Source organism: Devosia sp. BK, from assembly GCF_032907385.1.
In the GTDB taxonomy this organism is placed as follows: Bacteria; Pseudomonadota; Alphaproteobacteria; order Rhizobiales; family Devosiaceae; genus Devosia.
Genome location: NZ_JAIMBX010000001.1, coordinates 2299736 through 2314074, shown reverse-complemented (window position 1 = coordinate 2314074; position 14339 = coordinate 2299736). Strand labels below are relative to the sequence as shown.

Here is a 14339-nt window from a genome sequence, read left to right as displayed (position 1 = left end):
GAGCCTAGCTCAGATCGATCTTGCCGCCGAAGCGGGGCATGAAGAGGGCCGAGCGATTGAGATCGAAGGTGTCTTTGAAGACGATGCCGAGCAAGGGCTTATAGGCATAGCGCGCTTCAGAAGCGATCACCGTCTGACCCTTGGCAATGGCGACGGTTTCCGCCGGCAGCGTATAGGGCTGTCCCTTGGGGTGCTCGGCCACTGTCCCCGAATACTTGCCGTCGGCAAAACGAACCGACCAGAGGACCGTCGTCTGTCCGGTTGAAGAGACGGAAACCGCCGTTACCGTCTGCGTCAGGCCACTTATAACATAGGGCGACATGATGCTGGTCGCAGCGTCGAAATAGTCCTTCAACTGGTCGCTTGTGATCGTCTTATTGGCGCGCGCAACGAGGTCGCCCATGGCGCCAGACACCGTCTGGACCTTGCGATCGGCCGTAAGAAGGGACGCTGCCTCCGAGCAACCGACATAAAGCGTCAGCATAAGTGGCACGACCAGCGCAAATTCCACCGCCGCCGTGCCGGTCTCTTTGCGCCAGAAGTGCTGCAAATATCGGGTTAGCTTACCCATCAGAACGGCTCATTTCTGAAAACCGTCGCAGCGCCCATCAGCAGCCGGCCATCACCCAGCCGGTTATTGGCAAGCGGTGTCTGTAGGATAGAGGGGTAGCGATAGTAGACCTGAACCATGACGACGCCCGAAGCGCCCCCAGGCTGCCATTCGTCCGATTTGCTCCACTTGCAATTGGTTTTGCAATTGCGGTCGAGCGGCACCTCGTAATCAGCGGATTGGAAGGTATCGATCTGCCGGACGCTGACATACATGTCCGAACAATTGCCAAAGAGCCCGAACAATCGGCCGCATACATCTTTCTTGTAATCGGCAACGGTCCAGTTGCGGCGCTGCGCTTCGCCGGTGCGGATCAATCGGCTCGTATCCTGGACGCCGCTTTCGAGCACTTGTGCTGCAAGATAAGCGACCGAGGTTTCGAGAGTCGCTCCCAACAAGGCAAAGAAGATCGGCGCGAGCAGGGCGAATTCAACCGCGGTTGCGCCGCGCGAATCGCCAAAGAAGGATTTGCGTCGAAGACGTGTCATGCCTTTTCCACCCGGGCAAGCGGACATTTTCCGCTATGCGCTCTAAGTGAACCGGTTATGGCTAAAGCGTCGTTAGGATTGGTGAACCCAAACGCCGAATTCAGCTTCAGGGTTAAGCAGGGCTAAATCTAATTGCCAGTTGTCTGGATCAGTTGCGACGACGCGAGCGCCTGGGTTGTGAAGGCATTGTCATCGCCGAGCATGACCGTCGGCTGGCAAACGGGGGCGCAGCTCAGAGTAGTGCGCGACTGCCCATGATAGACCGTGGTCACACCGGCCTGCATCTGCACCACATCGATGAGTGTGTCGGCGATTGGTTCGCCATAAGCATCAAGAACGATGAGATTGGTCTGGCCATAGCTCTTGCCGGTCAGGATCAAGGTCTGCGGATCCTGGATGGTGACGTCCGCAATCCCAGGATTTCCAACGATCACCGTGGCGGCCGGTGCGCTCATGCGCAGAACGCGCGCCATGTTCACCTTCACGTCGATCGGCGCATTATCCGTGGCAAGGGTTGGCACTGCCATCGCGAGCAGGATTGAGAAGCCTGTAAAGGCAATTTTGCGGAACATGGCACTCATCCGGCTTGAACTATGCACAACACCATCTGACGGAATGGTAAATACTTGGCAAACAGCGGTTGTTTTCCTGCTTGGATGTGCCGATGCGCTCCGCTCAAGTCGTTGATAGACGTAACAAATTGATGGCAAGTAGATCGCGGTGATGAAGGGTGTCTAAAATGCGATGTAATTCTTCAACATGTTGAAAACCATCACTTATTTTAGCCGAAAACCATGCGTTCTGAGGGGCTCGATTAACGCAATGGCAATGAGTGGGGGCTAGCTTTGCCATATCTTCGCTGTGACCGGCCGTGAGGCGTCACGAGGACGTGTAAAAGGAGCCTGGGACATGAATATTTTGGCACGCTTCGCGCAGGACGAATCCGGCGCAACTGCAATCGAATACGGCCTCATCGCCGCACTGATCTCGGTCGTCATCATCGGCGCGGTAACGACTTTGGGTGGCACGCTCAACGGTGTGTTTGAAACCATCAACTCCAAGTTGGCACCAACGCCATAATTCTAATTGTTTCTCTATCGAGAGACCGATCGAAGGGCCCGTTGGGGCCCTTCTTTTTTGGGCAATGTTTACCTCTTTGCGGCAAATTGCGTTCACAGGATGGGGTGAGATGCAGAAAAGCACCAGGCAAGGTTTTGGCAGGTTATTGCAAGATAACAACGGTGCCACTGCGATTGAGTACGGCCTGATCGCGTCTCTCATCGCGGTTGTGATTATCGGCGCCTTGATGCTCGTTAACGGCAGTATGACCGACATGTATGAGCAAATCCGGGCGGCGATCGTACCTGCTATCAGCGGAAATTGAGGGAAGCAACCATGACCAATTTTGCCGTCTTTTTGTTCCCAGCGCTGATGGCGTTTGCGGCCTCATCCGATCTACTGACCATGAAGATATCCAACGGACTGGTCCTTACGGTAACGGTCAGTTTTTTTGTTGTCGCTATCGCCGTTGGACTTCCCCTTGATCAGATTGCTATGCATGTATTCTGCGCGCTGGTTGTGCTTGCCGTCGCCTTTTTTATGTTTGCGGTAAACTGGATCGGTGGTGGCGATGCCAAACTTGCAGCGGGCACAACGCTATGGCTCGGTTTCGGTGTGACGCTCCCCTACCTGCTCTACACAGGTATGCTCGGAGGCGCCCTTACGCTTGCAGTATTGGCTTTGCGGAGTGTGCCCCTGAACCCGCTAATTTCCCGGATGCGTTGGCTTTCCCGACTTCACGATCGCAAATCTGGTGTTCCATACGGAATCGCGATGTCGATTGCAGGAATCATCGTTTACTCAAACACTTTGGTTTTCGAACGTCTGATCGGCTAAATATTGGTAAGTCCTTATTAACCTCCTCCCGTAAGGCTCGATTAACCAAACTTTGACCCTTTGATCGCATAGTTACCCGGTGGAATTGGGCATTTGCCCAGCGTAACCGGAGTGGGTCATGAGACCAGCACGTATCATCCTGGTGGTAGTGGCCCTGGTCGCTGGCGGGCTCGCCGCTATCCTTGTTCTGCGTGGCGGACAGGCACCGTCGACGACCGAAGTCGTCACGCAGGTGGTCGAGGAAGCCAAGACACAGATCCTCGTTGCCAAAGCACCGATCGGCGTCGGTGAAAGGCTCAAGCCGGAAAATGTCGAGTGGCAGGATTGGCCCGAAGGCGCCATTCGTCCCGAATATGTGACTGTCTCATCGATGCCGGATGCGCCCGCGACGCTGACCGGCGCTGTGGCGCGTTTTGAATTTTTCCCCGGCGAACCCATTCGCGAGCAGAAGCTCGTCAAATCCGATCAGGGGTATCTCTCTGCCGTTCTGGCGTCCGGCATGCGCGGCGTGTCGGTTGGCGTCACCGCCGTCTCGAGTGCCGGTGGGTTCGTCGTACCAAACGATCATGTGGACGTTGTCCTGACGACAGCGACCAATGGCGGGCAGCAGTCCGAGGTCGTCCTTTCCAATGTCCGCGTGCTCGCGATCGGCAAGCGCCTCGGCGAACTCGGTATGAGCGGCGGCGACGAGACGGGCGAGGCCGAAACTCCGGCGCCAGAGCCGTTCGACAACAGCACGATCGCGACCCTTGAACTGACCCCGCCCCAGGCTGAAACACTGATCAACGCCTCTATGCGCGGCCAATTGAGCCTCAGCCTTCGCTCGATCGTAGATTTCGGCAAGACTGCCGACGCCCAGCGGCCGGCGAGCGCCAGCCAATCGGTGCGGGTCATTCGTGCCGGCAAGGAACAGAGCGTGCTCGCAGGGGCGCTGTCGAGCAGTACGCCAATCGAAACGCAGCCGCCCGATCAGTTCGTGGCGACGGAGACAACTGCGCCCGCACTGCCTGAAATTCAGGTTGAAACCGCCCAGCCGCAGCTGATGCCGCAGTGAGGGAGAGATGGAAATGATCGCCAAATCAACGAGACTATCTCGATCCCTGCGCCATTGGCTCGTTGCCAGCGCCGTCGGCAGCTTGTCACTTGCAGCTGCGGCTCCTGCCCTGGCCCAGGCACAGATCAATGTTTCTTCGACGTCCTATGGCGGGCAGCGCGATATCGATCTTGAATTGAACAAATCGATGATCGTCGATCTCCCTGCCGGCGTTGCCGAGGTGATCGTCTCGCAGCCATCGGTGGCCGCTGCGATCATGCGCACGCGCACTCGTGCGATCGTGCAGGGCATCGGCGGTGGCGACACCAATATTTTCTTCATCGATGATGCCGGCCGCACCATTCAGGTGCTCGATCTGCGCGTGATCAAGGAGCCATCCCAGGTCGGCAATGCGCTCGAAGAGGCGCTGGCCAGGGTCATCCCCGGTTCTCATATTCGGGTGGAATCCGTCACCCTCAACGACTCGACGAACCGGGTCGTCTTGACCGGCACCGTACTGTCTTCCGACGATAAGGATCGTGCCGCCCAGGTGGCCATCCAGTTCGCGGGCGACCCGGAAAATGTTGCCAATATCATCGAGGTTGCTGGTGGGCAGCAGGTCATGCTGCAGGTCACTGTTTCGGAAATTCGTCGCACCGTCGCGCAGCAGCTCGGCATCAATCTATCGGGCACCGTCACCATCGGCTCGGCCAGTCTGGGCCTCAATAATTCAGTGACGCCAAGCACCTCGACCAATGGCTTCTCGGGCAATTTTCCGATCGGCAATACCCAGATCAACGCCTCGCTGCGGGCGCTCGAACAGCGCGGCGCACTGCGTCTGCTGGCCCAGCCGACCCTCACTGCCGTCTCGGGCCAGGCCGCGGAATTTCTCGTCGGTGGTGAATTCCCGGTCCCAACGACGAATAGCAATGGCAGCACTTCGGTCGAGTACAAGCCTTATGGCGTCGAACTGCAGTTCACGCCCACGGTGCGCTCCAATGGCGTGATCGCGCTGACGGTCAAAACCGGTGTGTCGGAAGTGCAGACCGGCAGCTATGCGTTGACACGGCGTGATGTGAACACCAGCGTCGAGCTTGGTGTCGGGTCGACGCTCGCCATCGGCGGGCTGCTCTCGGAAAACACCACGCAGAATATCGATCAGCTTCCGGGCTTGGGCAATATCCCGATCCTTGGCGCCCTGTTCCGCAGCCGCGAATTCCGCAGCGAGGAAACCGAACTGGTCGTTCTGGTGACCCCCTACCTGGTCAATCCCCCCCCGGTGAACACCATTCCCGTGCCGACCGACTATTCCGTGCCTGCGAGCGACGCCGAGGGCATTTTCCTCGGCAAGCTCGAAAAGCAATACGGCGTCGGCCCCGGCGGCATGCGCGGCAGTTTCAACGGCTCTGTCGGCTTCGCGCTCGATTGATGATGGCGGCAGGAGAAAAGTAATGAAGAGTTTCCTCAACCCCGAAGAGCCAGCTAAGCAGGAAGAGGCCGCAGCCGATATCTCGCCCGGCGCGCGTCTTGTTCCGCGCATCACCATCCAGGCATTTTGTGAGCATTCCCAGACTGCGCAACTGGTCGAAAGCGCCGTGCATGATCGGCGTATGTCCAAGGTTGCGCTGACGACGCATAACGGCGGCATCGACGGTGCGGTCGAAACCTACAAGACCAACCCAACGCCGAACCTGATCATTGTCGAGACCTCGCTGCCGCCTGAAGAGGTGCCGCAGGCGCTGGGGCGTCTCGCCGATGTGTGCGACGCGACCACGCGCGTGATCGTCCTCGGCCACGTCAATGACGTGCTGCTCTACCGTGAGCTGATCCGCTCAGGGATTTCCGAATATATCGTCCTGCCCGCGACCGCGCAGATCATCGTCAATTCCATCACTGACCTCTTTGCGGGTGAAGGCGCGGCGGCCATCGGGCGCACGATCGGCTTTGTCTCGGCCAAAGGCGGAGCAGGTGGCTCGACTGTCGCCCACAATGTTGCCTGGGCGATTGCCACTGGCCTCCGGCAGGATTGCCTGATCCTCGATATGGATCTCGGCTTCGGCACGGCCGGGTTGAATTTCAACCAGGACCCGCCGCATGGCATTGCCGATGCTCTGCTCGCCAACCAGAAGGTGGATCAGACCATGCTGGACCGGCTGATGAGCAAGGCGGCAAATCATATCAACCTGCTGACGGCCCCGGCAACGCTCGATCGCACCTGGGATTTTGAAGAGCGCGAATTCGAGCAGATCGTCGAGATTTGCCAGAAATCCATGCCGGTCATCATTCTCGATATTCCCCATTCGTGGAATGCCTGGGTGCGGCACACGCTCTCGACCATCGATGAAGTGGTGATCGTCGCCGAGCCCGATCTGGCCAATCTGCGCAATGCCAAGAACCTGGCTGACACGATCAAGGCACTGCGGCCGACGGAAAAAGCGCCGAACCTTGTGATCAACAAGCAGGGTATCGCCCGCCGCCCCGAGATCAGCGCGGCCGAATTCGCCGCCTCGGTCGAATGCACCTTGATCGGACAAATCGGCTTTGACGCCGCGCTCTTCGGCACGGCCGCGAACAATGGCCAGATGATCGCCGAGGTTTCGGCGAGCAATAAGGTCAACGACGTCTATCGCAATATCGGCATGCAGGTCACCGGCCGGCAGGTCGCGCATGGCGCAGGCAAGGCGGCGGGGCTGATGAAGCTGCCCTCCTTCCTCAAGAAGCGGGCCTAGCTCCAAGAGCTCGGCGCGAAAAATAAGAGAACAACATGTTTGGCAAGCGGACGACATTTGGCGGAAATACACCGGGCGTGGCGGAGATCGCTCGCCCTGTGCCCAGCCCAACGCGCCCTGAGCCAGCTGCCGCACCGCAACGCCGCGCTTCCGACACGGACAGCATGGCCACGCGCCAGCGAACGACGGACGAAGTGCTCGATGTGCGCAATCCCGTCGATGCGCAGCGTGATCGCGAATATTTCCAGACCAAGTCCGCGATTTTCAACGCGCTGATAGACTCCATCGATCTCAGCCAGCTCGCGACGATGGAAAGCCAGGCTGCGCGCGAGGAAATCCGCGACATCGTCGGCGAAATCATCGCGCTCAAATCAATCGTCATGTCGATTTCCGAGCAGGAAGATCTGCTTGAGGATATCTGCAACGATGTCCTCGGTTATGGGCCGCTCGAGCCGCTCCTCGCCCGCGACGACATCGCCGATATCATGGTGAACGGCAGCCAGAAGTGCTACATCGAAGTCGGTGGCAAGGTGCGCCTCACCAATGTGCGCTTCCGCGACGATGCGCATTTGATGAATGTCTGCCAGCGCATCGTGTCCCAAGTTGGCCGCCGCGTCGACGAAGGCTCACCTATCTGCGACGCACGTCTCCCCGATGGCTCGCGCGTCAACGTCATCGCTCCGCCGCTCGCCATCGATGGCGCTGCGCTCACCATCCGTAAGTTCAAGAAGGACAAGCTGACCCTGCAGCAGCTTGTCAAATACGGTTCGATTTCGCCTGAGGGCGCGGAAGTTCTCCGTATTCTCGGCCGCGTCCGGGCCAATGTGCTGATCTCGGGCGGTACCGGCTCGGGCAAGACGACGCTGCTCAATTGCCTGACGGCCTTCATCGAAAAGGATGAGCGCGTCATCACCTGCGAAGACTCTGCCGAACTTCAGCTTCAGCAGCCCCATGTGGTGCGTTTGGAAACACGCCCGCCCAACCTCGAGGGCGAGGGCGAGATCACCATGCGCGATCTTATCAAGAACTGCCTCCGTATGCGTCCTGAACGGATCATCGTCGGCGAAGTCCGCGGCCCGGAGAGTTTCGACCTTCTCCAGGCCATGAATACGGGTCACGACGGCTCCATGGGCACGCTCCACGCCAATAGCCCGCGTGAAGCCCTGTCGCGTCTTGAATCCATGATCACCATGGGCGGCTATTCCCTGCCGAGCCGCACGATCCGCGAAATGATCGTTTCCTCGATCGACGTCATCGTCCAGGCCGCGCGTCTCCGAGATGGTTCGCGCCGCATCACCCACATTTCCGAAGTGCTCGGGATGGAAGGCGATGTCATCGTGACCCAGGATATTTTCGTCTATGACATCATGGGCGAAGACGCCAATGGCATGCTGATGGGCAAGCATCGCTCGACCGGTATCACCAAGCCGCAATTCACCGAGCGCGCCCGCTACTTCAACGAAGAAGCCAACCTCGTAGAGGCGCTCGAAAAGTCCAATACCGAGCAGCACGAACTGATGGGACGCTGACCATGCTCATGCCTATCCTGCTTGTGGTTTTGGCGGTCGTGGCGGTTGGTGCAGCTGGCTTTGCGCTCGTGCCATCGGCCCTTGGCAGCAGCCGTGCGCAGAAGCGTTTGAAAACCTATCGCGGCGACATTCGCGCCAATCGCCGGGAGCTCGATGCCAATCGCACGCGCGATGCGCGCCGCAAGACGGTGCAATCGGCGCTCAAGGCCCAGTCCGATGAGCTCAATGCCAAGAAGCGCTTGACCGTATCGGACATGATCTTCCAGGCCGGTATGACGATCACGCCAGCCGCTTTTATCCGCAATAGCGTCATCTTTGGCGTCGTGCTCTTCCTCATTCTGCTCATCACGCAGGTGCCATATTATTTCGCGGCGATTTTTGCCGTCGCGGGAGGATATCTGCTGCCGCGCATTTATGTGATGCGCAAGCGCAAGCAGTATCAGAACAAGTTTCTCGACGAGCTGCCGAACGCCGTCGAAGCCATTGTGCGCGGCGTCAAGACGGGGCTTCCGCTCAACGATTCCATGCGCGTCGTTGCCAAGGATACCAAGGAGCCGGTGAAGTCAGAATTCCAGCGCGTGCTCGATCAGCAGGCGTTCGGTTTTTCGATGACGGAAGCCGTGCAAGTGTTGCTCCAGCGCGTGCCGCTCCCTGAAGTCAACTTCTTCGTCGTTGTCATCTCTGTGCAGCAGCAGGCGGGTGGTAACCTTTCGGAAGCCCTTGGAAACCTCGCGCGCGTGCTGCGCAACCGCAAGAAGATGAAGCAGAAGGTGGCCGCGATGTCGTCGGAAGCGAAGGCCTCCGCGGGCATTATCGGCTCCTTGCCTATCGTCGTCGCCATCATGGTTTCGGTCGTGTCGCCCCAATATCTGTCACCGCTGATCACGACGCCATTGGGCCAGATCTGGCTGGGTGCCGCAGCGATCATGATGTGCCTTGGCGTTTTCGTCATGAACCGCATGGTTCAGTTCGAGTTTTAGGGCAGGGCATCGCACATGGTCGAAATGCTGACATCGCGCGAATTCCTGATTGCCGTTCTGGCAGCGATTTCGGCCGCCGCCGTGGTGTTCACCTTCGGCTCTTCGATGATCGTCAAGCAGGACATGAAGACCCGCGTCAAACGCGTCGCGCTTGAGCGCGATCGGATGCGGGCCGAGGAAATGGCGCGTCTGCGGGGCGGGGGGGCGATCGATAGCCGCTCGAGCATGCGGCGCACCAAGGAAGCGCGCTCCTATATGAAGACCGCGGTGGAGCGCTTCGACCTCAAGAAGGCATTCCAAGACGACAACACCGTCGACAAGCTCGCAATGGGCGGTTACCGCGGCCAGGGGCACCTGACGTCGTTCCTCTTCCAGCGCTTCGCCACGCCCTTTGGCGTGTTCATCATCGCAGCGTTTTATCTGCTGATCGTTATTCCCGGTGACCGGCCGGTTTTCCTGAATTTGGTGTACGCGATCGGCGCTGCGCTCGTCGGGTCCTATCTACCCGTGCTGATGCTTCGGAACGCGACACAGAAGCGCCAGCAATCCATTCGTCGTTCCTGGCCTGATTGTCTCGATCTCTTGCTGCTTTGCGTCGAAGCCGGCATGTCGATGGAACACGCGTTCAAGCGCGTGGCCCGCGAAATCGGCCAGCAGAGCGCCGAACTGGCTGAAGAGCTGACCCTCACGACGGCCGAACTGTCATTCCTCGAAGACCGCACGCGCGCCTATGAAAATCTTGGCCGCCGGACCGGTCTCGATAATGTTCGCGCTGTCATGACCGCACTTATTCAGGCTGACCGCTATGGCACCTCGGTCGGTCAGGCACTTCGCGTCATGGCCGAAGAAGGCCGTGAATCGCGCATGATGGAAGCGGAAAAGAAGGCTGCGGCCTTGCCGCCGAAGCTGACCGTGCCACTGATCTTGTTCTTCCTGCCGGTGCTCTTCATCGTCATCATGGCGCCCGCCATCATCAAGGTGATGGGCAACGGCATGATGAGCGGCGGCTAACCGTCAAACAGTTGCAAGCTTCGGTTCAGCCGTTGGGAATGAGATCCCAGCGATTCTGCTGGGTCAGCATAGCCCGCACATAAGTCATGTTGGCTTCGACCTGCTCCGGCGGCAATTCTGCGGCATAGATCGCGCGCGCTTCATCGAAGCGTCCCTGGAGACCGACGACAAGGGCAAGGTTCTGGCGCGTCTGGCTTGTTGCGCCACGCATCTGCACCGCGCGCCGCAAATGCTGCTCAGCCGAAGCCAGATCGGAGGTCATTGCATAGGAGAGGCCCATATTGGCTTCGATCGCCGCCTCGCCAGGTGCAACGGTCGCCGCCTGCGCGTAGAGCGCACGAGCCTCGGCATTGCGGCCCATCTGGTCGAAGGCCGCGCCTTTGACGAGAAGGGCATTCCAGTCTGGTGCATCTGGCTGCAACGTGCGGTCGATAACGGCTACTGACTGCTCAAAGCTGCCCATCGAGACCAGAGCCTTGGCATAGGCGACGGACAATTCGACATCGTTGGGATAGAGCCCGATCGCTTGCTCGAGCGCGGCTGCGGCCTGTTGCGGCTGGCCGGCTGCGCGCAGGGCCGCGGCATAAAGAATGACGGTATCGCGGTCGCGCGGATTGGATTTGTAGCGCCCGGTCAGTTCCGCAAGCGTCTGCTGGCGCTGTTCGGCAGGAAGGCTCGAATAATCGGTCGCGCCAAGCTGTCCGCGATTGGAAGCGCAAGCCGATAGCGCGAGAGCCGCAACGCCGGCCAGCAGCAGCGCGCGCCAGGTCCGATTGGTAGCAACGACACGCTGCACGGCACGACTCCTCGGGGGACTTTCCCCTCATGCCAAGCAATAAATCATTAACCCTAATAGGCGGTTAAAGATCGCTGCCCCAGTCGTTGCGCAAGCGAGGCGAGGGGACTACGTATGGTGGCGACCACACCCCGGAGTTGCCCATGTCCGCCTCGACCACCACCCCAGTTTATCTCGTTGGCGAAGGAGGGTTGGGAGCTTTGGGCCTATCGGGAGCACAAAAGGGCTGGGCGGAAGCCAATGGCTTTTCCGGCCAGCGCGGCAAGCTGTTGCCGCTCCCGAGCGCAGGCGGTGGGCTTGATGGATATCTCTTCGGTGTCGGGTCTGCGGATGGCCGCTCCGTCTTTGTCGCCGGCCTCGCCGCCGTCTCGCTTCCAGCGGCCCACTATCGTCTCGAAGGCGATATTGGCGACGCAACGCTCGCTTCTATCGCATTCCGTCTCGGCGCCTATCGCTTTGATCGCTATCGCGACGCCAAGGCGACGCCAACACTCGAACTGCCGAGTGGCGCGGACAGCGCCGAAGTCGACCGCCAGGTGGCGGCTGCAAGCCTTGCCCGCGACCTCATCAACACGCCCTCGAGCGATCTCGGCCCGGACAATCTCCATAAGGAGATCGAACGTTTTGCGGCCGAACGCAGCATGGAATTCAAGGCCATCGTCGGAGACGATCTGCTCAAGCAGAATTTTCCAATGATCCATGCCGTTGGCCGCGCCAGCACCCAGAAGCCGCGCCTGCTTGACCTCTCATGGGGCAAGGCGAGCGATCCCAAGGTGACCTTGGTCGGCAAGGGCGTCACCTTCGATACCGGCGGCCTCGATATCAAAACGGCGGCGGGCATGCTGATGATGAAGAAGGATATGGGCGGCGCCGCGAATATCCTTGGTCTGGCCAGCGCCATCGTCTCGGCCAAACTGCCGGTGCGTCTGCGCGTGCTCATCCCCGTCGTGGAAAACGCCATCGCGGGCGACGCCTTTCGGCCCGGCGATGTCCTTCATTCACGCAAGGGTATTACGGTCGAAATCGGCAATACCGATGCCGAAGGGCGCCTGATCCTCGCCGATGCCCTGGCGCTCGCCGATGAAGAATCGCCCGAGTTGATTGTCGATATGGCGACTCTAACCGGCGCTGCCCGCGTGGCGCTTGGGCCTGAACTGCCGCCGCTCTATTCGACCGATGATGCCTTTGCCAAGACCATCACCGAAGCCGGACTTCGGGCCGAGGACCCCTTCTGGCAGATGCCGCTCTGGTCTTCTTACGATGGTCAATTAGCGTCAAAGATTGCCGACATGAACAATACCGGCGCAGGTGGCTATGCCGGTTCGGTCATTGCGGCGCTCTTTCTCAAGCGCTTCGTCAGCAATGCAAAGGCTTGGGTCCATCTCGACATTCTCGCCTGGGCGCCAGAAGCGCGACCGGGCCGGCCGGTCGGCGCAACGGACCAGGGCATCCGCGCTGTTTTTGCGGCGATCAAACAGCGGTTCGCATAAAGACAGACGGCTCCGGCAATCAGCGTGATGGCTGCCGGAGCTAAGCTCGAGAAGTGCTCCTAACCCTCTGGGTTCGGATCGACGATCTCGGCGTGGTTGGGTGTCTGGTCGATTACTGCGTCTGATTTTGGAAACAGCAGTGGCGCCATGGCAAAACCCACAATGACCAGAACGATCATGCCCCAGCCGGCCCATTTCTTGTGCCTTTCGATGAACTCGCCAGCGATAGGCCCGAAAAAGTAGAAGAGACCACAGGGCACAAAGTAGCGAAGACCCCGACCGATTAGGCCGTAGACGACGAAGGTCCAAATATCGAGCCCGGCAACGCCGCTCGTAATGGTGATGACCTTATAGGGGATGGGAGACAGCGCGCCGATCAGGATCATCAGCGGCCCATTTTCATTGAAACTCTGGCGCAGCGAGTCAAAGCCGTTGCCTGCCCCATAGAAATCGATGATGCCGCGGCCAAGCGTATCGAAGAGAAAGTAACCGATCGCATAGCCTGCAAGACCGCCGGTGACGGAGGCCACGGTGCAGATCGCCGCCAGCCGCCACGCCCGCATGCGATCGGCAATGATCATTGGCGCAAGCATGATTTCGGGGAAGATCGGCAGGATCATCGCCTCGAGAAAGCACAGCAGGGCCAGGATGGGCTCGGCCAGGCGATGTCTCGTGGCGAGCTTGAGACGGTCATAAAAGCTGAGCTTTGCAGCGGGCGCGGTGTCGGTCATTGGTCTCTTTTGTCTGGGCAGTGCAATGGCACCATTATGCGGAAAACTTTGTCAGGCCAGTGAAATTTGCGTCAGTAACCGCGATTGCGATCGACGACGTTGATCAGGGGCTTTCCGGCGCGATGATCGGCAATAATCTTTGAGAAATAGCGCACGCCGCTTTTTTCGTCTGAAATCGCCGCGATATGCGGGGTGATATAACAGTTCTCGATATCCCAGAGCGGGCTCTCCTGCGGCAGCGGTTCCTGCTCGAAAACATCGAGGCTCGCTGCGCCAAGCGTGCCATCCGCCAAAGCTTTGACGATATCGGCCTCGCGCTGATGCCCGCCGCGTGCGGCATTGATGATCACGGGGCCACCCTGGAGATTGCCACGCCGCAGCTTGGCAAAATTCTCGTAGTTGAGAATGCCCGTCGTTTCCGGGGTCAACGGCAGAAGGTTGACCAGAATGTCGGTGCCCGAAAGAAACGCATCGAGGTCTTCATCTCCCGCAAAGCAGGCGACGCCCTCGACTTCCTTGCGCGTGCGGCTCCAGCTTCGGAGCGTAAACCCAAGCGGCGCCAATCGGCGCGCAGCATCCTGGCCCAGAACGCCCATGCCCATGATCCCGACAGTGCTTTCGGCGGCAGAGGGGGGATAAAACTGGCTCCAGCGGCGCGCCTTTTGATCGGCGCGGAACCGGGTATAGACCCGGTGATGCATGGTGACATGGGCAACCACATAATCGCTCATTCGCTGGCTGAGGTCGCTGTCGACAAAGCGCACCAGAGGTGCATCGGGCAGTTTTGGATGCTTGATCAAGGCATCGACGCCTGCACCAAGCGACAAAACCGCCTCCAGCCCTGTCAGCCCATCAAAGGCGTCGGGCTTGGGCTTCCACACAAAGACATAGCGGATATCAGCGGAATCGAAATCATCGCCGCGCCCCACCACGGGATAGGGGTGAAGCGCCTTGGCAAAGGCTTCGGCCCAACTAGCTTCGTTGACGTCATTGAGATGGAGAAGGAGCATGGGCGGATGATCTTTCAATAAAAAAGCCGCGCCTTG

The 14339-nt window shown here is 59.3% G+C and carries 16 protein-coding genes; 10 read left to right on the top strand and 6 right to left on the bottom strand.

From position 1 onward, the window contains the following. Positions 1 to 4: 4 nt before the first annotated feature. The 3 genes from DevBK_RS11330 to DevBK_RS11320 form a co-directional block, all read right to left on the bottom strand. Positions 5 to 571, bottom strand: coding sequence for a TadE/TadG family type IV pilus assembly protein (locus tag DevBK_RS11330; protein WP_062629334.1), 567 nt, complete (start codon positions 569 to 571; stop codon positions 5 to 7). Continuing rightward, on the bottom strand, positions 571 to 1098 hold the full coding sequence (locus DevBK_RS11325) for a TadE/TadG family type IV pilus assembly protein (protein ID WP_062629335.1): 528 nt from the start codon (positions 1096 to 1098) through the stop codon (positions 571 to 573). Before DevBK_RS11325 ends, DevBK_RS11330 begins: the two co-directional genes overlap by 1 nt. Before the next feature lie 128 nt (positions 1099 to 1226). Beyond that, the gene (locus DevBK_RS11320; protein ID WP_317185499.1) at positions 1227 to 1670 is read right to left on the bottom strand and encodes a pilus assembly protein N-terminal domain-containing protein; all 444 of its coding nucleotides are present in this window, start codon (positions 1668 to 1670) and stop codon (positions 1227 to 1229) included. Between the two features lie 337 nt (positions 1671 to 2007). Between DevBK_RS11320 and DevBK_RS11315 the strand changes: the two genes are divergently transcribed. From DevBK_RS11315 to DevBK_RS11275, 9 genes are all read left to right on the top strand, one after another. Next, the gene (locus DevBK_RS11315) at positions 2008 to 2178 is read left to right on the top strand and encodes a Flp family type IVb pilin (protein WP_317185498.1); all 171 of its coding nucleotides are present in this window, start codon (positions 2008 to 2010) and stop codon (positions 2176 to 2178) included. 109 nt (positions 2179 to 2287) lie between these two features. Beyond that, positions 2288 to 2482 (top strand): Flp family type IVb pilin, encoded by a 195-nt coding sequence (locus DevBK_RS11310; RefSeq protein WP_317185497.1) that lies wholly within the window; start codon positions 2288 to 2290, stop codon positions 2480 to 2482. 11 nt (positions 2483 to 2493) lie between these two features. Continuing rightward, positions 2494 to 2994, top strand: coding sequence for a prepilin peptidase (locus tag DevBK_RS11305; protein WP_317185496.1), 501 nt, complete (start codon positions 2494 to 2496; stop codon positions 2992 to 2994). Positions 2995 to 3112: 118 nt separating this feature from the next. Continuing rightward, on the top strand, positions 3113 to 4048 hold the full coding sequence (gene cpaB / locus DevBK_RS11300) for a Flp pilus assembly protein CpaB (RefSeq protein WP_317185495.1): 936 nt from the start codon (positions 3113 to 3115) through the stop codon (positions 4046 to 4048). Between the two features lie 13 nt (positions 4049 to 4061). Continuing rightward, the gene (locus DevBK_RS11295) at positions 4062 to 5456 is read left to right on the top strand and encodes a type II and III secretion system protein family protein (protein ID WP_317185494.1); all 1395 of its coding nucleotides are present in this window, start codon (positions 4062 to 4064) and stop codon (positions 5454 to 5456) included. Positions 5457 to 5478: 22 nt separating this feature from the next. After that, positions 5479 to 6756, top strand: a complete 1278-nt coding sequence (locus DevBK_RS11290; protein ID WP_317185493.1) for a CpaE family protein — start codon at positions 5479 to 5481, stop codon at positions 6754 to 6756. A gap of 35 nt (positions 6757 to 6791) precedes the next feature. Continuing rightward, entirely contained in the window at positions 6792 to 8285 is a 1494-nt protein-coding gene (locus tag DevBK_RS11285; protein WP_062629343.1) for a CpaF family protein, read from the top strand. 2 nt (positions 8286 to 8287) lie between these two features. After that, on the top strand, positions 8288 to 9265 hold the full coding sequence (locus DevBK_RS11280) for a type II secretion system F family protein (protein ID WP_317185491.1): 978 nt from the start codon (positions 8288 to 8290) through the stop codon (positions 9263 to 9265). Positions 9266 to 9280: 15 nt separating this feature from the next. Then, complete coding sequence (locus DevBK_RS11275; RefSeq protein WP_061907655.1) at positions 9281 to 10276, top strand: type II secretion system F family protein; 996 nt, start codon at positions 9281 to 9283, stop codon at positions 10274 to 10276. A gap of 25 nt (positions 10277 to 10301) precedes the next feature. Here DevBK_RS11275 and DevBK_RS11270 read toward each other — a convergent pair whose 3' ends face one another. Then, positions 10302 to 11072, bottom strand: a complete 771-nt coding sequence (locus tag DevBK_RS11270) for a tetratricopeptide repeat protein (protein WP_317185490.1) — start codon at positions 11070 to 11072, stop codon at positions 10302 to 10304. A 143-nt stretch (positions 11073 to 11215) separates the two neighbouring features. Between DevBK_RS11270 and DevBK_RS11265 the strand changes: the two genes are divergently transcribed. Further along, complete coding sequence (locus DevBK_RS11265) at positions 11216 to 12562, top strand: leucyl aminopeptidase family protein (RefSeq protein ID WP_317185489.1); 1347 nt, start codon at positions 11216 to 11218, stop codon at positions 12560 to 12562. A 59-nt stretch (positions 12563 to 12621) separates the two neighbouring features. Here the strand turns inward: DevBK_RS11265 and DevBK_RS11260 are convergent, their stop codons facing one another. Both DevBK_RS11260 and DevBK_RS11255 read right to left on the bottom strand, forming a co-directional pair. Beyond that, positions 12622 to 13293 carry a YqaA family protein gene (locus tag DevBK_RS11260; RefSeq protein WP_317185488.1) on the bottom strand — a complete coding sequence of 224 codons (672 nt, stop codon included), beginning with the start codon at positions 13291 to 13293 and terminating at the stop codon, positions 12622 to 12624. Between the two features lie 71 nt (positions 13294 to 13364). Further along, the gene (locus tag DevBK_RS11255; protein ID WP_317185487.1) at positions 13365 to 14303 is read right to left on the bottom strand and encodes a glyoxylate/hydroxypyruvate reductase A; all 939 of its coding nucleotides are present in this window, start codon (positions 14301 to 14303) and stop codon (positions 13365 to 13367) included. Between the last annotated feature and the right edge of the window lie 36 nt (positions 14304 to 14339).